This is a genomic window from Streptomyces bullii, assembly GCF_042657145.1.
GTDB classification, from domain to species: Bacteria; Actinomycetota; Actinomycetes; order Streptomycetales; family Streptomycetaceae; genus Streptomyces; species Streptomyces bullii.
In genome coordinates this window covers 182,488-200,755 of record NZ_JBHSNY010000005.1, presented here as the reverse complement: position 1 = coordinate 200,755, position 18,268 = coordinate 182,488, and the positions used below count along the sequence as shown (strand labels likewise).

Genomic DNA, 18,268 nt, shown 5'->3' with positions numbered 1-18,268 from the left:
GACCGCTTCGTCATGCTTTGCTCGTGCTTGGCTCGGGCTTGGTGCGATTATGCACTTACCGTCCGCACACCATGACAAACAACGCGGAGGTCAGGCGCCTTCCCGAGACGGGAAGGTCAGGCGCCTTTCTGCCACGGGCGGTCAGTCGCCTTCCTTGCGGTCCCGCGTCGCCAGCAGTCGGCGCAGCGAGTACAGCCGTGCCGGGTCCGCGTGCCCCTCGGCCACCCACGCGTCCAGCGCGCAGTCCGGCTCGTCGTGGCTGCACGCGCGCGGACAGCCCTCCGTGCCCGGTTCCAGGTCGGGGAAGGCGTGGATGACGCGGGACGGATCGACGTGGTGCAGCCCGAAGGAGCGCACGCCCGGGGTGTCGATCACCCAGCCGTCCGCGCCTGCCAGCGGCAGCGCCAGCGCCGAGGTCGTGGTGTGGCGGCCGCGGCCGGTCACGGCGTTCACATGTCCCGTCGTACGCCGGCGCTCCTGCGGCACGAGGGCGTTCACGAGCGTCGTCTTGCCGACGCCGGAGTGGCCCACGAACGCCGTGACCTTGCCGTCCAGGTGCGCGCGCACCCGGTCCGCCGCGTCGCCGTTCTCCAGTTCCTCGCGGCTGGTGACGACGTAGGGGATGTCCAGGTCGCCGTACAGCTCCAGCAGTTTGTCGGGCGGGGCGAGGTCCGACTTGGTCAGCACCAGCAGCGGGTTCAGGCCGCCGTCGTACGCCGCGACCAGGCAGCGGTCGATCAGCCGCGGGCGGGGCTCCGGGTCGGCGAGTGCCGTGACGACGGCCAGCTGGTCGGCGTTGGCGACGACCACGCGCTCGTACGGGTCGTCGTCGTCCGCGGTGCGGCGCAGGACGGACGTGCGTTCCTCGATGCGGACGATCCTCGCGAGGGTGTCCTTCTTCCCGGACAGGTCGCCGACGAGCGCGACCCGGTCGCCCACCACCGCCGCCTTGCGGCCCAGTTCGCGGGCCTTCATCGCCAGCACGATCCGGTCCTCGACCAGGCAGGTCAGACGGCCCCGGTCCACGGTGAGGACCATGCCCTCGGCCGCGTCCTCGTGCTTGGGCCGGATGTTCGTCCGCGGCCGGGTGTTCCTGCGGCCCGGGCGGGTGCGGATGTCGTCCTCGTCGGTGTGCTTGCCGTAGCGGCGCATGACCTGTTCCCCGCGTCCTACGCCCCGAGCATCCCGGTCCACAGCTCGGGGAAGTCCGGCAGGGTCTTCGCGGTCGTCGCCACGTTCTCGATCTGCACGCCCTCGACCGCGAGGCCGATGATCGCGCCGGCCGTGGCCATGCGGTGGTCCTCGTAGGTGTGGAAGATCCCGCCGTGCAGGCGGCGCGGGCGGATGTGCAGGCCGTCGGCGGTCTCGGTGACGTCACCGCCGAGCTCGTTGATCTCCTTGGTGAGCGCGGCCAGGCGGTCCGTCTCGTGCAGCCGCAGGTGCGCCACCCCGCGCAGGGTCGACGGGGAGTCGGCCAGGGCGGCGACCGCCGCGATGCCCGGCGTCAGCTCGCCGACCTCGCCGAGATCCACGTCGATGCCGTGGATCGCCCCCGAACCGGTGAACACGAGGCCGTAGTCGGTCAGTTCGCAGGAGCCGCCCATCTCGGTGAAGATCTCGCGCAGCCGGTCACCGGGCTGGGTGGTGCGGGCCGGCCAGTCCGGGACGACGACCTTGCCGCCGGTCACCAGCGCCGCCGCCAGGAACGGCTGGGCGTTGGACAGGTCCGGCTCGACGACCAGGTCCCGGCCCAGCAAGGCACCCGGGGTGACCCGCCAGACGTCGGGCTCACCACCGGACTCGGGCGTGTCCACCTGGGCACCGACCGCGCGCAGCATGTCGACGGTCATGCGGATGTGCGGCATGGAGGGCAGCGTCGCGCCGGTGTGGCGGACCTCGACGCCCTGGTTGAAGCGCGGGCCGGACAGCAGCAGGGCGCTGACGAACTGGGAGGACGACGAGGCGTCGATCGACACCGTGCCGCCGTCCAGGGCGCCGCCGCCGTGCACGGTCATCGGCAGCGCGCCACGGCCGTCGTCGTCGATGCGGGCGCCGAGCCGGCGCAGCGCGTCGATGACCCCGTTCAGCGGGCGCTCGTACGACCTCGGGTCGCCGTCGAAGCGGATGGGGCCGTCGGCGAGCGTGGCGACCGGCGGCAGGAAACGCATCACCGTGCCGGCGTTGCCGACGTCGACCGTGGCCGGGCCGCGCAGGCCCGTGGGAAGCACACGCCACGCCTCGCCCGTGCCGTCCGGGCCGACGCCTTCCTCGATCTCCACGCCCATGGCGCGCAGGGCGCCGGCCATCAGCAGCGTGTCGCGGGAGCGCAGGGGGCGACGCAGCCAGCCCGGCTCGGAGGCGAGGGCCGCGAGCACGAGGGCGCGGTTGGTGACCGACTTGGACCCGGGCACGTGGACCGTCGCGTCGACGGCTCCGCTCGCGTGCGGGGCGGGCCAGAGGGCGGTGTGTGCGTTGTTCGGGGCCATGGGCCCCACTTTATAAGGAGGCGGTGGCTCGGGTGCGGCGCCGTCGGGGCCGGTCGCGCCCACGCGGTGGGCCGCACCTCGACCCGGCCCCACGCCCCGGTGACCACGCCCCTTCGAGGTGCGTCACACCTCCAGCAGCCACCTGCCGCCACCGATCAGCGAGCACAGCGACACCGCGTGGAACAGGAACAGCCACAGCCCCGCCGGCACGTGCGTCAGCCGCGACAACTGGTCCGCGTCCGAGTCCCCGGCGCCTCCGCGCGCCCGCTTGGCCTGCAACTCGAACGCCGGGCGCACCCCGCCCAGCAGCAGGAACCACACCACCGCGTACGCGAACGCCGCCTGCACCTGGGGCCCGGTCAGCCAGGACACCACCACGAACGTGCCGCCGGTCAGGAACACGGTCAGCGCCCCGTACGCGTTGCGGATCATCACCAGCATCGCGACCAGCAGCGCCGTCGCCACCCACAGCAGCAGCGTGATGCGGCCCGCGCCCAGCAGGGCCGCGCCGCCCAGTCCCAGCAGCGGCGGCGCGGTGTAGCCGGCCGCCGCCGTGAGGATCATGCCGATGCCGTACGGCTTGCCGCGGCTGACGGTCAGGCCGCTGGTGTCCGAGTGCAGCCGTATGCCCGTGAGGGTGCGGCCGGTGAGCAGTGCCACCAGCCCGTGGCCGCCCTCGTGGGCGATGGTGATCGCGTTGCGCGAGATCCGCCACAGGCCGTGCGGGACGACCACGGCGAGCGCGGCGACCAGGGTTGCGATCACCACCCACAGATCGGGGTCGGGCTGCGTGCCGGAGACCTCGTCCCAGAGGGCGGCGAGCGAGGCGGATGCGGTGCTGTCCATGTGCTGCGATGGCTCCCTGTGGTCGATCGGTGGAGTCGGCGCGAAGCGCCGTCGATGAGGGGTGGTGGTCGGGTGACGGGTGGGCCTGGCAGTGTGGCACGCATGTGCGGACGGTATGCGGCCAGTCGTGGGCCAGAGGATCTCGCAGGAATCTTTGAGATCGAGAAGTGGGAGACGGAAGAGACCCTGGAGCCCGACTACAACGTGGCGCCCACCAAGGAGGTCCACGCCGTCCTCGACCGCCCTCTGAAAGACGCGGACGACCCGCGTCCGGTTCGGCAGCTGCGCCGGCTGAAGTGGGGGCTGGTCCCGTCCTGGGCCAAGACCCCCGACGGCGGGGCCCGGATGATCAACGCGCGCGCCGAGACCGTCCACGAGAAGCCGTCGTTCCGCCGCGCCTTCGCCGCCCGGCGCTGCATCATCCCCGCCGACGGCTACTACGAGTGGGTCACCGGGCAGCAGGAGCGTGACCTGGAGGTCGAGGGCAGGAGGAAGCGGCCGCGCAAGCAGCCGTACTTCGTGCTGCCGGCCGACGGGTCGGTGTTCGCGATGGCCGGGCTGTACGAGTTCTGGCGGGACAGGACCCTGCCGGACGACCATCCGCAGGCCTGGTGGGTGACCTGCTCGGTGATCACGACCGAGGCGGAGACGACCCCGCTGGCGGTGGCCCCCGCCGAGGGCCCGGCCTCGCTGGCCGACATCCACCCCCGGATGCCGCTGATGCTCACGCCCGACCGCTGGGACGCCTGGCTCGACCCGTCCCGTACGGACCCCGACGAGCTGCGCGGGCTGCTGGCGCCGCCGCCGCCCGGGCTGATGCGGGCGTACCCGGTGTCCACAGCCGTGAGCAACGTGCGCAACAACGGTCCGGAGCTGCTGAAGGAGCTGGCTGCCCCGGAAGAGGGCACACTCTTTTGATGTGACGGACGTGACCACCGAGACCATCGAGACGGACGCCGGGACGGCCCGCGTCACCTGGCACCCGGCGACGACGAAGGCCCGGCTCGTGCTGGCCGTGAGCCACGGCGCCGGCGGCGGCATCGAGGCCCGTGACCTGCGGGCCCTCGCCGCCGTCCTGCCCGGCCACGGCGTGACCGTGGCCCTCGTCGAGCAGCCCTGGCGCGTGGCGGGCAGGAAGGTCGCCCCGGCGCCGAAGACGCTGGACGTCGGCTGGCGCGGCGTGTGGCCCGCACTCGCCGGTACGGGGCTGCCGGTGATCTCGGGCGGGCGCAGCGAGGGCGCCCGGGTGGCCTGTCGCACGGCGAGCGAACTGAAGGCGGCCGCCGTCCTCGCCCTGAGCTTCCCGCTGCACCCGCCGGGCAAGCCGGAGAAGTCCCGCGCCGACGAGCTGCTCGGGGCCGGTGTGCCCACCCTCGTCGTCCAGGGCGGCAACGACCCGTTCGGCAAGCCGGAGGAGTTCCCCGCAGGCACCTACGAGCTGGTCGAGGTGCCGTACGGCGACCACGGCTTCGCCGTCCCCAAGCGGGCGGGGACCACCCAGGACGAGGCCCTGACGGTGATCACCGACGCGGTCGTCCGGTGGACGGGATCGCTCGGGTAAAGCTTCGGGAATGCCGGGGCACCCCCCGCTGTTGTGGCGGACGTACGTGCCGGCGGCCGGCTACCCCGCCGACCACCAGCAGCGACGTCGTAGGAGAGGAAGTCCGCCGCATGGGTTCGACCTTCTGCCCGAGCCGCAGCAGCCGCGCCGACCTGGAGTGGACGGTGCTGCACGCGGCGAAGACCGCCCCTGTTCGGGCGGCGGGCGGGACGGAACGTCGTCTATCCTCCGATTCGGGTGGGACCGGTTTCGGCCCCGCGGAGATTCTTGAGGAGGTGGGTCCGGTTCCCGGTACCGACGCAGGGACCGAACACGGCCAGGCGGAGCAGCCCGAGGGCCAGGGCAGCACGGGCGCGGAGACGACCGCCGAGCGCAGTGCGCGCTTCGAACGGGACGCGCTCGAGTTCCTCGACCAGATGTACTCGGCGGCGCTGCGCATGACGCGCAACCCGGCCGATGCCGAGGACCTGGTGCAGGAGACGTACGCCAAGGCGTACGCGTCCTTCCACCAGTTCCGTGAGGGCACCAACCTCAAGGCGTGGCTGTACCGGATCCTCACCAACACCTTCATCAACTCGTACCGCAAGAAGCAGCGCGAACCGCAGCGCAGCGCGGCCGAGGAGATCGAGGACTGGCAGCTGGCCCGTGCCGAGTCGCACATGTCGACCGGTCTGCGCTCAGCGGAGTCGCAGGCGCTCGACCACCTGCCCGACTCGGACGTGAAGGAAGCGCTCCAGGCGATCCCCGAGGAGTTCCGCATCGCCGTGTATCTCGCGGACGTCGAGGGCTTTGCCTACAAGGAGATCGCCGACATCATGGGCACACCCATCGGTACGGTGATGTCCCGGCTGCACCGGGGCCGCCGTCAACTGCGCGGCATGCTCGAGGACTACGCCCGCGAGCGCGGACTGGTCCCGGCCGGCGCCGGAGAGTCGAACGAAGCGAAAGGCTCGGGGTCATGAGCTGCGGTGAGCCGCACGAGACGGATTGCAGCGAAATCCTCGATCATCTCTACGAGTTCCTGGACCGTGAGATGCCGGATGCCGACTGCGTGAAGTTCGAGCACCACTTCGAGGAATGCTCGCCGTGCCTGGAGAAGTACGGTCTGGAACAGGCCGTGAAGAAGCTGGTCAAGCGGTGCTGCGGGCATGACGACGTGCCGGGCGACCTGCGGGCCAAGGTCATGGGACGGATCGAGCTGATCCGCTCCGGCCAGGCCGTGCCCGACCAGGACGTCGCGACCGCGCCCGCGCCACCGGCGGCGCCCGCCTCGCCCCAGGAGTCCTGACACTCCGGCACGTCCCCTCTACCCGGCCCAGGAACGGTCAGTCCTCGTCCGTCCTCGTTCCTGGCCGGAAGTCGTCACTCGAACGTGCTAATCCCCGGGTCATCGCCGCGCGAAGCCCCCCGCGGCCGCCCTAGGCTCCCGAGCCTGACAGGCAGGTCGCATCGGCAGGCACGGTCGGGGAGGGGCTCATGGAGGCGGTACCGGCACGGGCCCGAACCTACGTCGTCTGTGTCGCCGTCGCCGCCCTGTTCTGTCTGCTGCCGCTGCCGACGGTCCGCACGCGCTGGTGGGCCGTGGCGCTGCTGGCCGTGCTCTACGCCGGCTGCGAGCGCCTCGCCCGGTCGCGGTGCGTCGGGATCTCCCACCCGGCCGGCGCCTTCTACCCCGTGCTGCTCGCCGGGGCCTTCCTGCTGCCGGCCCCCGCCGCCGCGCTCGTCGCGTTGCCGGGGGCGCTGCTGGCACACGTCGAGCAGCGGCCCTTCCTGCTGCGCCGGGTCTGGCGTGCCGCCCAGCTCGTCCTGGGCGTGTGGGCCGCGGCCCGGGTGCACGGGGCGCTCGGCGGACGCGACGCGGTCGTGGCGGGCGATGTGCCCTACGCGCTCGGGCCAGCCGGGGCCGCCGTACTGGCGTTCTGCCTGGTGCTCACGCTCCTGGACGGCGGCATCCTGGCGGCGGCCGAGCGGGTGCCGGTGCGGCGCGCCTGGCGGGGCCTGTTACCGCGCTCCCTCGCGCCGATCGCCGTGCACGGGCTCGCCGGGCTGATGATGGCCGTGCTGTGGCGCAGCCCGTACGGGCCCGTCGCCGCGCTGCTCGTCCTGCTGCCGATGTGCGTGTCCTGGTGGGCGTTCGCGCAGTACCACCGGGAGCGGGCCGCCCACCAGGCGACCATCCGGGCCCTCGTGCAGGCCGTCGACATCAAGGACGGCTACACGCGCGGGCACAGCGAGCGCGTCGGACAGGCGTCGTTGATGATCGCGCGCGAGCTCGGCATGGACGACGAGCGCGTCGAGGTGATCCGGTTCGCCGGGATCCTGCACGACGTGGGCAAGCTGGGCGTGCCCACCCGCCTGCTCACCAAGGACGGCCCGCTGACCCCCGAGGAACGCCGGGTCATCGAGCTGCACCCCGAGTACGGGCACGAGATGGTCCGGGGGATCTCCTTCCTGGGTGAGGCCCGGGCGGCGGTGCTGCACCACCACGAGCGGCTGGACGGGAGCGGATACCCCTACGGCCTCGTCGGCCGTCAGATTCCCGAGTCGGCGCGGGTGGTCGCCGTCGCGGACGCCTTCGACGCGATGACGTCCACCCGGTGCTACAGCAGGGCCCGGCCGGTCGAGGTGGCCCTGGAGGAACTCCAGCGGTGCGCCGGCAGCCACTTCGATCCGGTGATGGTCGCGGCCCTGGTGCGCGCGCTGGGCCGGTACGGCTGGCGTCCGGCGGTCACGGCCGACGACGCCCACGCGCCCCGTGTCCCCCCGCCCGGCCCGCCCGTCTCCAGCCGGCCCGGAGCGCGCCGGTGAACGCGCACCGGCCCCTCCTCCTCGGCCTCGTCCACACCTGCGCCGGCCTCCTCGCCGTCGGCTCCCTCGCCGTGACCCTGTGGACCGGCCTCGAGGGCCGCGGCGCCGCCCTCGCCTTCGGCGTGCTCGTGGCCGCCGGCGAGGGCACGCGGTGGAACGGCGCGCGGCTCAGGGAGGCCGCGCCGCTCGCGGCGGCCGGGGCCCTGTCGTACGCGCTGCTCGGCGCCGACGCCGGTCAGCCGACGCGGCACGGTGTCGCCCAGGTCGTCACCGTGGTGCTCACCGCCTCGCTGCTCGGCAGCGTGCCGCACATCGCGCGCGGGCAGGGGCCCACCCTGGACCACCTGGCGCGCCGGGTGCTCACCGTCGGCTTCGTCGCCGTGTGCTTCCAGCCCCTGTACAACCGGGGCCTGATCGCCGACTGGGTCGGCCCGGCCTACGCCCTGCTGCTGCTCGCGCTGCTGACCCTGACCGCGCTGTGCGACGCCGTGCTGGCCGCCGCGCTGGCCCACGCCCGCACCGGGTGGCCCTTCGTGCCGGTGCTGCGGGACGAGTTGCGGGCCGTGCCCGGCATCGGGACGGCCGTCATCGCGACGGGGGCCGTGATGGCGCTCGCGGTCGCCGTCGTGGGGCTCTGGGCACTGCCCGTCTTCTGCGTGCCCCTGCTCCTCGCCCAGCTGTCCTTCCGCCGGTACGCCGCCGTCCGCGCCACCTACCGGCAGACCATCGCCTCCCTGGCCAGGGCCACCGAGATCGCCGGCTACACGCCGTGCGGGCACGCCCGGCGCGTCGCCGCCCTCAGTCAGGCCGTCGGGCGGGACCTGGGACTGACCGAGCCCGAGCTGACCGTGCTGGAGTACGCCGCCCTCATGCACGACATCGGGCAGTTGAGCCTCGTCGACCCGGTGCCCGCGGGAGCCACCGCCGCCCTGCCGGAGGCGGAGCAGCGGCGGATCGCGCTGCTCGGCGGCGCGGTCGTCCGGCAGACCGGGGTGGACCCCCGGGTGGCGGTCGTGGTGGAGCGGCAGGCCGACCCGTACGGGGAGCAGCCGCTGGCGGCACGCATCGTGCGGGCCGTCAACGCGTACGAGGAGAAGGCCCGGGACGGCGGCCCCGGCGGGCCGCTGAAGGCGCTGGAGGAGCTGCGGCTGGCCACCGGTGGGGAGTTCGCGCCCGAGGTGGTCGAATCGCTGGCCCGGGTACTGGCGCGGAACAGAGGAGTGACGCGCTGGGGGTACCCCCAGGCGTTCAGGTACTGGGAGCCCCGGTTGAGGGGGGCGGGAGGAGACGGTCGGGCTGTCTGACCCTGCCCGTGGCGGGGTAACCCATGGGTAATGAGCGCCCTTCCGGCCGTACATGGTTGGATGCGAAGGAGAAGGTGTCCGGGGGCTCAGACACAGGCAAGGCCAGCCCACCGCACGGAACTGGCAGGCGGGAATCGTGAGGATCTTCGGCAAGGGACGGCACCGGCCCTCCGCCTCCTGGCGGCAGGCCACAGACCGTGCGTTCACGCTGATCGGCGACGGCCGGTACGAGGACGCGGGCGCGCTGCTGACGCGGGCCGCCGATCTGGAGCCCTGGCTGTCGGAGTCCTGGTTCAACCTGGCGCTGCTGCACAAGTTCCGGCACGACTGGGAGCAGGCGCGGGCGGCGGGCCTCAGGGCCGTGGCGCTGCTCGACCGGGACACCGGGGCGCCCGACTGGTGGAACGTCGGCATCGCCGCGACCGCCCTGCAGGACTGGCCGCTGGCCCGGCGGGCCTGGCAGGCCTACGGGCTGCGGGTGCCCGGGAGCGCGACCGAGTCCGGCGAGCCGGTCGGCATGGACCTCGGCAGCGCGGCCGTGCGGCTGTCCCCGGAAGGGGAGGCCGAGGTGGTGTGGGGGCGGCGGCTGGACCCCGCCCGCATCGAGGTGCTGTCGATTCCGCTGCCGTCCTCCGGGCGGCGCTGGGGCGAGGTCGTCCTGCACGACGGGGTGCCCCACGGGGAGCGCACCACGGCCGCCGGGCACACCTATCCCGTCTTCGACGAGATCGAGCTGTGGGCGCCCTCGCCCGTGCCGACCTGGGTCGTCCTGCTGGAGGCCGCGAGCGAGGCCGACCGGGACGCGCTGGAGCAGCTTGCCGCCGACGCCGGGTTCGCCGCGGAGGACTGGTCGTCGTCGGTGCGGTTGCTGTGCCGGATGTGCTCGGAGTCACGGATGCCGTCCGACGAGGGGGACGGGGACCATCTCGACCCTCACGATCACAGCGAGCCGGGGCACCCGGGGCCGCTGGGGCACCGGACGGACGGGCAGTTGTGGGTTCCGGAGCGGGAGTGCGGCATCGCCGCCCCGGCGTCGCTCGTCCGGGGGTTGCTGGACGGGTGGGTCGCCGACAGTCCGGACACCCGGGACTGGCGGGATCTCGAAGAGGTGTGCTGAGGTCGTCGCTGCGCCCCGGGGTCGTCGTGGGCCGGTCGCGCCCGCGTGGCCGAGCCGCATGTCAGACACGGTCCCCGGCCCCCGGCGGGGCGCTGTCGCCGTACCCTGTATCAGCACCACACCCCCCTGTTTTCTAGGAAGGCATACGTCGGTCATGGCTCAGCAGGACACCGATCAGCAGCACGCGGGCGTGCTCCCCGTCGACGACGAGGGGTACGTCATCGACACGGAGGACTGCGAGGAGCGCGAGACGGCCTGGCGGGAGCGGGGCACCTCGCGGCCGATCACGGTGGTCGGGAACCCGGTGCTGCACCGGGAGTGCAAGGACGTCACCGACTTCGGCGAGGAGCTCCAGCAGCTCGTGGCGGACATGTTCGCCAGCCAGCGCACCGCTGAGGGCGTGGGCCTGGCCGCCAACCAGATCGGCGTCGACCTGAAGGTCTTCGTCTACGACTGCCCGGATGACGAGGGCGTCCGGCACGTCGGCGTGGTCTGCAACCCCAAGCTCGTCGAACTGCCCGCCGACAAGCGCCGGCTGGACGACAGCAACGAGGGCTGCCTGTCGGTGCCGACCGCATACGCGCCGCTCGCCCGGCCCGACTACGCCGAGGTGACCGGGCAGGACGAGCAGGGCAACCCGATCAAGGTGCGCGGCACCGGCTACTTCGCACGGTGTTTGCAGCACGAGACCGACCACCTGTACGGCTACCTCTACATCGACCGGCTCTCCAAGCGGGAACGCAAGGACGCGCTGCGGCAGATGGCCGAGAACGAGCCCCGCTACCCCGTGGTCGCCAACGACTGAGGTCTCACGGCCCCCACACGGACGGCGTCTGGTCAGGAGCCCCTTCCCGACCGGGCGCCGTTCGTCTGTCCGTCGCACGTTCGATCCTTTCTGCTCCTCCCGTGATCCACATCCGGTCATGCAAGGGGCGGTTCTCGGCATCCCAGGGTGGTGAATGCGGCAAATCCGTTCCCAGACAGTCAGTTGTGGTGCTGAATGGGATGAGCGGGGCTACGCAACGGCGCACGCCCGGCACGGCGGAAGGGGCGTGAGCCAACTGGCGGCTGAGAGGGGTTTGTTCGTGCATGCTTTGTCACACGGCACCACATCGACACCGACCACGATCGCAGTTCCACCGTCGCTCGCACTCCCCGTGATCGAAGCGGCGTTTCCCCGGCAACTCCACCCGTATTGGCCAAAGCTCCAGGAGAAGACCCGGGTGTGGCTGCTGGAAAAACGGCTCATGCCGGCGGACAAGGTGGAGGAATATGCCGACGGCCTGTGCTACACCGACCTCATGGCGGGCTACTACCTCGGCGCGCCCGACGAGGTCCTCCAGGCGATAGCGGACTACAGCGCGTGGTTCTTCGTCTGGGACGACCGGCACGACCGCGACATCGTCCACGGCCGCCCGGCCGCCTGGCGGCGGCTGCGCGGCCGGCTGCACACGGCCCTCGACTCCCCCCGGGACCACCTGCACCACGAGGACCCCGTGGTCGCCGGGCTCGCGGACAGCGTGCTGCGGCTGTACGCCTTCCTGCCGCAGACGTGGAGCGCCCGCTTCGCGCGGCACTTCCACGCGGTGATCGAGGCGTACGACCGCGAATTCCACAACCGAACCGAGGGCATCGTCCCGACCGTCGAGGACTATCTCGAACTGCGCCGGCTCACCTTCGCGCACTGGATCTGGACCGATCTGCTGGAACCGAGCGCGGGCTGTGAACTCCCGGACGCCGTACGGAAACACCCGGCCTATCGTCGGGCGGCGCTGCTGAGTCAGGAATTCGCCGCCTGGTACAACGACCTCTGCTCGCTGCCGAAGGAAATAGCGGGCGACGAGGTGCACAATCTCGGCATCAGTCTCATCACCCATGAGGGACTGACCCTGGAAGAGGCGATCGGGGAAGTCCGGTGGCGCGTCGAGGAATGCATCACGGAATTCCTCGTCGTGGAGAAGGACGCTTTGGAGTTCGCCGACGACCTCGCCGACGGCACGGTGCGCGGAAAGGAACTGAGCGCCGCCGCACGCGCCTGCGTCGGCAATATGCGGAACTGGTTCAGCTCGGTCTACTGGTTCCACCACGAGTCCGGCCGGTACATGGTCGACAGCTGGGACGACCGCTCCACGCCCCCGTACGTCAACAACGAAGCGGCAGGTGAGAAATGACCGTCGAGTCGGTCGAGCCCGAAGCCCCCGCGGTCGCGGAGCTGAGTGAGCCGCCGTTCGCGGGCGGTGGCGTCCCCGGCCTCGGCCACGGCTGGAAGCTGGCCCGCGACCCGCTGGCCTTCATGTCCCGGCTGAGGGACCACGGCGACGTCGTACGCCTCAGGCTGGGCCCGAAGACCGTCTACGCGCCCACCACGCCCGAGCTCACCGGCGCGGTGGCCCTGAGCCCGGACTACATCATCGCCGGGCCGCTGTGGGAGTCCCTGGAAGGCCTGCTCGGCAAGAAGGGGGTGGCCACCGCCAACGGCCCGCAGCACCGCCGCCAGCGGCGCACCATCCAGCCCGCCTTCCGGCTCGGTGCCATCCCCGCCTACGGCCCGATCATGGAGGAGGAGGCCCACGCGCTGACCGAGCGCTGGCAGCCGGGGCGGACCATCGACTGCACCTCCGAGTCGTTCCGCGTCGCCGTGCGCGTCGCGGCCCGCTGCCTGCTGCGCGGCGAGTACATGGACGAGCGGGCGGAGCGGTTGTGCAACGCGCTCGCCGTCGTCTTCCGGGGCATGTACCGGCGGATGGTGGTCCCGCTCGGCCCGTTGTACAGGCTGCCGCTTCCGGCCAACCGGGAATTCAACCGGGCGCTGGCCGATTTGCATCTCCTGGTCGACGAGATCGTCGCCGAGCGCCGTGCGTCTGGTCAAAAGCCGGACGATTTGCTGACGGCGTTGCTGGAGGCAAGGGACGACAATGGCAACCCGATAGACGAACAGGAGATCCACGACCAGGTCGTCGCGATCCTCACCCCCGGCAGCGAAACCATCGCCTCCACGATCATGTCCCTGCTTCAGGTACTCGCCGAGCACCCGGAACACGCGGACCGGGTGCGCGAGGAAGTCCAGACCATGACCGGTGGGCGTCCGGTGGCATTCGACGACGTCCGCAAGCTCACGCACACCAACAATGTCGTCGTAGAGACGATGCGTTTGCGTCCCGCCGTATGGATTCTGACGCGGCGGGCGGTGACCGACACGGAACTCGGCGGGTATCGCATTCCGGCCGGGGCGGACATCATCTACAGCCCGTACGCGATCCAGCGGGATGCGAAGTCCTACGCCGACCACCTTCGGTTCGACCCGGACCGGTGGCTTCCGGAGCGCGCCGAGGACGTGCCGAAATACGCCATGAACCCGTTCAGCGTGGGCAACCGGAAGTGCCCGAGCGACCACTTCTCGATGGCGCAGCTGACGCTGATCACGGCGGCGGTGGCCACGAAGTACCGCTTCGAGGAGGCGCCCGGCTCCAACGGGGCCACGCGGGTGGGCATCACGCTCCGTCCGCACCGGCTGCTGCTCACGCCGGTGTCGAGGTGATCCTCAGGCGGCTTCCGGGCCCCTGAACGTGCGCCGGTAGGCGTTCGGGGTGGTGCCGACCGCGCGTACGAAGTGGTGGCGCAGTGCGGCCGCGGTGCCGAACCCTGTTCGGCCCGCGATCGCGTCCACCGTCTCGTCCGTCGCCTCCAGCAGGTGCTGGGCCAGCAGCACGCGCTGCCGCAGGATCCAGCGGTAGGGCGTGGTGCCGGTGTCCTGGTGGAAGCGGCGGGCGAAGGTGCGCGGGGACATGCGGGCGCGGGCGGCGAGCTGCTCCACGGTGACCTCCTCGGCGAGGTTCCGCTCCATCCAGGCCAGCACCTCGCCGATGGTGTCGCCCTCGGAGGCCGGCAGCGGCCGTTCGATGTACTGGGCCTGGCCGCCGTCCCGGTGCGGCGGCACCACCATCCGCCGGGCGATCTTGTTGGCGACCTCCGGGCCCTGCTCCTTGCGGACCAGATGCAGGCAGGCGTCGATCCCCGCGGCCGTGCCCGCCGAGGTGATCACCGGGTCCTCGTCGACGTACAGCACGTCCGGTTGGACGGACACGCGCGGGTACTGCCGGGCGAGGGCGTCCGCGTGCCGCCAGTGGGCGGCGCAGCGCCGGCCGTCGAGGAGACCGGCCGCGGCGAGCACGAAGACGCCGGAGCAGACGCTGAGCACCCGGGCCCCGCGGTCGACCGCGCCGCGCAGGGCGTCCAGCAGCTCCGGCGGGAACGGCCGGTTCTCGTAGCGCCGCCCGGCCGGAACGGCGATCAGGTCGGCCGCCTCCAGACGCTCCAGCCCGTGTTCGACGTGCAGCGAGAAGCCGGAGTCGCTGCGCAGCGCGGGCCCCTCGGCGGAGGCGACCGCGAAGTCGTACACCGGCAGGCCGTCATCGCTGCGGTCGGTGCCGAACACCTCGCACACGACACCGAGTTCGAAGGGGTTCACACCGTCGAGCAGGACGGCGGCCACGTTCCGGAGCATGCCTCCAGTGTGCCCCACCGATGGCAGTAATTCGAGGGTGTGCGGCAGTCCTGCCACTGTTGGTAAGGAGTGAACGGCGCGACAGTGGTGTCCATGGATACGACGTTCACGGAGACACTGACGGCAATGATCACGGTCCTGGGGATGCTGGTCCTCCTGGTCCTCCCGGCGGTGATCGGCATCGCACGCGACCGGCGCACGGACCGCCAGATCAGGGAGGCCCGGGAGGCCCGCGGGGTCCAGCAGGGTCAGAAGTCCTCGTCCAAGTCGACGGTGCCCTCCACCGCCACCTGGTACGCGGACGGCCGCCGCTCGAAGAAGTTGGTCAGCTCCTGAACCCCCTGGAGCTCCATGAAGGAGAAGGGGTTCTCGGAGCCGTACACCGGGGCGAAGCCGAGTCGGGTCAGGCGCTGGTCGGCGACGCACTCCAGGTACTGCCGCATCGAGTCGGTGTTCATGCCCGGGAGGCCGTCACCGCACAGGTCGCGCGCGAACTGCAGCTCGGCCTCGACGGCCTCACGGAGCATGTCCGTCACCTGCTGCCGCAGCTCGTCGTCGAAGAGCTCCGGCTCCTCCTTGCGGACGGTGTCGACCACGTCGAACGCGAAGCTCATGTGCATCGTCTCGTCGCGGAAGACCCAGTTGGTGCCGGTCGCCAGACCGTGCAGCAGGCCCCGGCTGCGGAACCAGTAGACGTACGCGAAGGCCCCGTAGAAGAACAGGCCCTCGATGCACGCGGCGAAGCAGATGAGGTTCAGCAGGAAGCGGCGGCGGTCGGCCCGGGTCTCCAGCCGGTCGATCTCCTCCACCGAGTCCATCCACCTGAAGCAGAACTCGGCCTTCTCGCAGATGGACGGGATGTTCTCCACCGCGGCGAAGGCCGCCGCGCGGTCGTCCGGGTCGGGGAGGTAGGTGTCCAGCAGCGTCAGGTAGAACTGGACGTGCACGGCCTCCTCGAACAGCTGGCGGCTCAGGTAGAGCCTCGCCTCGGGCGAGTTGATGTGCTTGTACAGGGTCAGCACGAGGTTGTTCGCCACGATCGAGTCGCCGGTGGCGAAGAACGCGACCAGGCGGCCGATGAGGTGCTGCTCGCCGGGCGTCAGCTTGGCGAGGTCGGCGACGTCCGAGTGGAGGTCGACCTCCTCCACGGTCCAGGTGTTCTTGATGGCGTCCCGGTAGCGCTCGTAGAAGTCCGGGTAGCGCATGGGGCGCAGCGTCAGCTCGAAACCCGGGTCGAGGAGGTTCTGGGTTCGGGTGGTGCTGGTCATCACTGGCAGGCCTCGCAGGACTCGGGGTTTTCCAGGGAGCAGGCGACGGCCTCTTCGGAGGGCACCTGCTGGACGGGGACGGTGGCTTGCGCCTGTGCCGCGCGGGCGATCCGGGTCGCCGGGCGCGAGCGCAGGTAGTACGTCGTCTTCAGCCCGGACTTCCAGGCGTACGCGTACATCGAGGAGAGCTTGCCGATGGTCGGCGTCTCCATGAACAGGTTCAGGGACTGGGCCTGGTCCAGGAACGGCGTACGGGCCGCGGCCATGTCGATCAGGCCGCGCTGCGGGATCTCCCACGCCGTGCGGTAGAGCCGTCGTACGTCCTCGGGGATCCAGGTGAAGTCCTGCACCGAGCCGTTGGCGTCGCGCAGCGCCTCACGGGTCCGGGCGTCCCACACGCCGAGCCGCTTCAGGTCGTCCACCAGGTAGGAGTTGACCTGGAGGAACTCACCGGACAGCGTCTCGCGCTTGAACAGGTTGGACACCTGCGGCTCGATGCACTCGTACACGCCCGCGATGGAGGCGATGGTCGCGGTCGGGGCGATGGCGAGCAGCAGCGAGTTGCGCATGCCGACGGCGGCGATCCGCTCGCGCAGGGCCGCCCAGCGCTCCGGCCAGGTCAGCTCGGCGTCGTAGTGGTCGGGGTGCAGCACGCCCCGGGCGGTCCGGGTCTTCTCCCAGGCCGGCAGCGGGCCGTTGCGCTCGGCGAGGTCGGCGGAGGCCTCGTACGCGGCGAGCATGATCCGCTCGGCGATCCGGGTGGAGAGCCGCGTGGCCTCCGGGGAGTCGAAGGGCAGGCGCAGCTTGAAGAAGACGTCCTGGAGGCCCATCGCGCCGAGGCCGACCGGGCGCCACTTGGCGTTGGAACGGCCCGCCTGCTCGGTCGGGTAGAAGTTGATGTCGACGACCCGGTCGAGGAAGGTGACGGCGGTGCGGACCGTCGCGTCCAGCCGCTCCCAGTCCATCTCGCCGGTCGCCGGGTCGGCGAAGGCACCGAGGTTGACCGACCCCAGGTTGCAGACCGCCGTCTCCCCGTCGCTGGTGACCTCCAGAATCTCCGTGCAGAGGTTGGAGGAGTGGATCACATGGCCCGGCTCCGCCGTCTGGTTGGCGGTGCGGTTGGCGGCGTCCTTGAAGGTCATCCAGCCGTTGCCGGTCTGCGCGAGGGTGCGCATCATGCGGCCGTACAGCTCACGGGCGGGCAGGGTCTTCTTCGCGAGACCCTTGGCCTCCGCCGCCCGGTACGCCGCGTCGAACTCCTCGCCCCACAGGTCGACCAGCTCGGGCACGTCCGACGGCGAGAACAGCGACCACGGCTGGTCGGCGTTCACTCGGCGCATGAACTCGTCCGGGATCCAGTGCGCCAGGTTGAGGTTGTGGGTCCGCCGGGCGTCCTCGCCGGTGTTGTCGCGCAGCTCCAGGAACTCCTCGATGTCGGAGTGCCAGGTCTCCAGGTAGACGGCGGCGGCGCCCTTGCGCCGGCCGCCCTGGTTCACGGCGGCGACCGAGGCGTCCAGCGTCTTCAGGAACGGGACGATGCCGTTGGAGTGCCCGTTGGTGCCGCGGATCAGCGAACCCCGGGAGCGGATGCGGGAGTACGACAGCCCGATGCCGCCCGCGTGCTTCGACAGCCGCGCCACCTGGTGGTAGCGCTCGTAGAGGGAGTCCAGCTCGTCCTTCGGGGAGTCGAGGAGGTAGCAGGACGACATCTGCGGGTGCCGCGTACCGGAGTTGAAGAGCGTGGGGGAGGACGGCAGATAGTCCAGGCGGCTCATCAGCCCGTACAGCGCGGCGACTTCGTCGACGGACCGTGCCGTGTCGTCCTCGGCGAGACCGGCGGCGACGCGCAGCATGAAGTGCTGGGGCGTCTCGACGACCTTGCGGGTGATGGGGTGCCGGAGCAGGTAGCGGCTGTGCAGGGTGCGCAGGCCGAAGTAGCCGAAGCGGTCGTCGGCGCGGGGGTCGATCAGCGCGTCCAGGCGCTCGGCGTGCCGGCGCACGAACTCCGCGGTCCGGTCGGCGATGAGCCCCTCCCGGTGCCCGACGGCGACGGACTCGGTGAACGACGTGACGCCCTGCGAGGCGGCCTCGGCACGGATGCCGATGGTCAGCAGCCGGGCGGCCAGCCGCGAGTAGGCGGGGTCCTCGGAGATCAGGCCGGCCGCCGCCTCCGTGGCCAGCTCGCGCAGCTCCGTCTCGTCCGCCCGCGCGGACCGGCCGCGCAGCGCGGCGGCGGCGACCCGGCCGGGGTCGGCGTCGGGGAGGTCGGCGGTCAGCTCGGTCAGGGTCCGCAGCAACGCGGCACCGGGACCGTCGTGCTCCTGCAGGACGGCTGAGGCCGGATCGGCTGGCGCGATGGTCACGTGGGGCTCTC

At 71.6% G+C, this 18,268-nt stretch carries 17 protein-coding genes; 11 read left to right on the top strand and 6 right to left on the bottom strand.

The annotated features are described in order from the left end of the window. Positions 1-141: 141 nt before the first annotated feature. The 3 genes from rsgA to ACFPZJ_RS15580 form a co-directional block, all read right to left on the bottom strand. The gene (gene rsgA, locus ACFPZJ_RS15590) at positions 142-1,152 is read right to left on the bottom strand and encodes a ribosome small subunit-dependent GTPase A (RefSeq protein WP_381021585.1); all 1,011 of its coding nucleotides are present in this window, start codon (positions 1,150-1,152) and stop codon (positions 142-144) included. Between the two features lie 17 nt (positions 1,153-1,169). Further along, positions 1,170-2,486, bottom strand: a complete 1,317-nt coding sequence (aroA, locus tag ACFPZJ_RS15585) for a 3-phosphoshikimate 1-carboxyvinyltransferase (RefSeq protein WP_381021583.1) — start codon at positions 2,484-2,486, stop codon at positions 1,170-1,172. Positions 2,487-2,609: 123 nt separating this feature from the next. Then, the gene (locus ACFPZJ_RS15580) at positions 2,610-3,332 is read right to left on the bottom strand and encodes a M50 family metallopeptidase (protein WP_381021581.1); all 723 of its coding nucleotides are present in this window, start codon (positions 3,330-3,332) and stop codon (positions 2,610-2,612) included. Between the two features lie 102 nt (positions 3,333-3,434). Between ACFPZJ_RS15580 and ACFPZJ_RS15575 the strand changes: the two genes are divergently transcribed. From ACFPZJ_RS15575 to ACFPZJ_RS15530, 10 genes are all read left to right on the top strand, one after another. Next, positions 3,435-4,250: an SOS response-associated peptidase gene (locus ACFPZJ_RS15575; protein ID WP_381021579.1), complete on the top strand. Its 816-nt coding sequence runs from the start codon at positions 3,435-3,437 to the stop codon at positions 4,248-4,250. A gap of 10 nt (positions 4,251-4,260) precedes the next feature. Continuing rightward, entirely contained in the window at positions 4,261-4,893 is a 633-nt protein-coding gene (locus tag ACFPZJ_RS15570; RefSeq protein WP_381022132.1) for an alpha/beta hydrolase family protein, read from the top strand. 275 nt (positions 4,894-5,168) lie between these two features. After that, positions 5,169-5,855 carry an RNA polymerase sigma factor SigR gene (gene sigR, locus ACFPZJ_RS15565; protein ID WP_381022131.1) on the top strand — a complete coding sequence of 229 codons (687 nt, stop codon included), beginning with the start codon at positions 5,169-5,171 and terminating at the stop codon, positions 5,853-5,855. After that, positions 5,852-6,181 (top strand): mycothiol system anti-sigma-R factor, encoded by a 330-nt coding sequence (gene rsrA / locus ACFPZJ_RS15560; protein WP_381021577.1) that lies wholly within the window; start codon positions 5,852-5,854, stop codon positions 6,179-6,181. Before sigR ends, rsrA begins: the two co-directional genes overlap by 4 nt. A gap of 188 nt (positions 6,182-6,369) precedes the next feature. Then, positions 6,370-7,701 carry an HD-GYP domain-containing protein gene (locus ACFPZJ_RS15555; RefSeq protein ID WP_381021576.1) on the top strand — a complete coding sequence of 444 codons (1,332 nt, stop codon included), beginning with the start codon at positions 6,370-6,372 and terminating at the stop codon, positions 7,699-7,701. After that, entirely contained in the window at positions 7,698-9,005 is a 1,308-nt protein-coding gene (locus tag ACFPZJ_RS15550) for an HD-GYP domain-containing protein (RefSeq protein ID WP_381021575.1), read from the top strand. The genes ACFPZJ_RS15555 and ACFPZJ_RS15550 overlap by 4 nt, the downstream gene beginning before the upstream one ends. Before the next feature lie 136 nt (positions 9,006-9,141). Then, positions 9,142-10,122 (top strand): tetratricopeptide repeat protein, encoded by a 981-nt coding sequence (locus ACFPZJ_RS15545; protein ID WP_381021574.1) that lies wholly within the window; start codon positions 9,142-9,144, stop codon positions 10,120-10,122. Positions 10,123-10,276: 154 nt separating this feature from the next. Further along, positions 10,277-10,927 (top strand): peptide deformylase, encoded by a 651-nt coding sequence (gene def, locus ACFPZJ_RS15540; RefSeq protein WP_381021572.1) that lies wholly within the window; start codon positions 10,277-10,279, stop codon positions 10,925-10,927. Positions 10,928-11,207: 280 nt separating this feature from the next. Continuing rightward, positions 11,208-12,293 (top strand): epi-isozizaene synthase, encoded by a 1,086-nt coding sequence (cyc1, locus tag ACFPZJ_RS15535; protein WP_381021570.1) that lies wholly within the window; start codon positions 11,208-11,210, stop codon positions 12,291-12,293. Further along, a complete protein-coding gene (locus ACFPZJ_RS15530; protein ID WP_381021568.1) occupies positions 12,290-13,660 on the top strand; it encodes a bifunctional albaflavenone monooxygenase/terpene synthase in 1,371 nt (456 codons plus the stop codon). The genes cyc1 and ACFPZJ_RS15530 overlap by 4 nt, the downstream gene beginning before the upstream one ends. Before the next feature lie 3 nt (positions 13,661-13,663). Here ACFPZJ_RS15530 and ACFPZJ_RS15525 read toward each other — a convergent pair whose 3' ends face one another. Beyond that, positions 13,664-14,626 carry a helix-turn-helix domain-containing protein gene (locus tag ACFPZJ_RS15525; protein WP_381021566.1) on the bottom strand — a complete coding sequence of 321 codons (963 nt, stop codon included), beginning with the start codon at positions 14,624-14,626 and terminating at the stop codon, positions 13,664-13,666. Between the two features lie 93 nt (positions 14,627-14,719). Here ACFPZJ_RS15525 and ACFPZJ_RS15520 point away from each other — a divergent pair, with 93 nt between their 5' ends. After that, complete coding sequence (locus tag ACFPZJ_RS15520) at positions 14,720-14,962, top strand: hypothetical protein (RefSeq protein ID WP_381021564.1); 243 nt, start codon at positions 14,720-14,722, stop codon at positions 14,960-14,962. Here the strand turns inward: ACFPZJ_RS15520 and ACFPZJ_RS15515 are convergent. Both ACFPZJ_RS15515 and ACFPZJ_RS15510 read right to left on the bottom strand, forming a co-directional pair. Further along, positions 14,875-15,894 carry a ribonucleotide-diphosphate reductase subunit beta gene (locus ACFPZJ_RS15515; protein ID WP_381021562.1) on the bottom strand — a complete coding sequence of 340 codons (1,020 nt, stop codon included), beginning with the start codon at positions 15,892-15,894 and terminating at the stop codon, positions 14,875-14,877. The genes ACFPZJ_RS15520 and ACFPZJ_RS15515 overlap by 88 nt on opposite strands. Then, positions 15,894-18,257, bottom strand: coding sequence for a ribonucleoside-diphosphate reductase subunit alpha (locus ACFPZJ_RS15510; RefSeq protein ID WP_381021560.1), 2,364 nt, complete (start codon positions 18,255-18,257; stop codon positions 15,894-15,896). The genes ACFPZJ_RS15515 and ACFPZJ_RS15510 overlap by 1 nt, the downstream gene beginning before the upstream one ends. Positions 18,258-18,268: the final 11 nt, after the last annotated feature.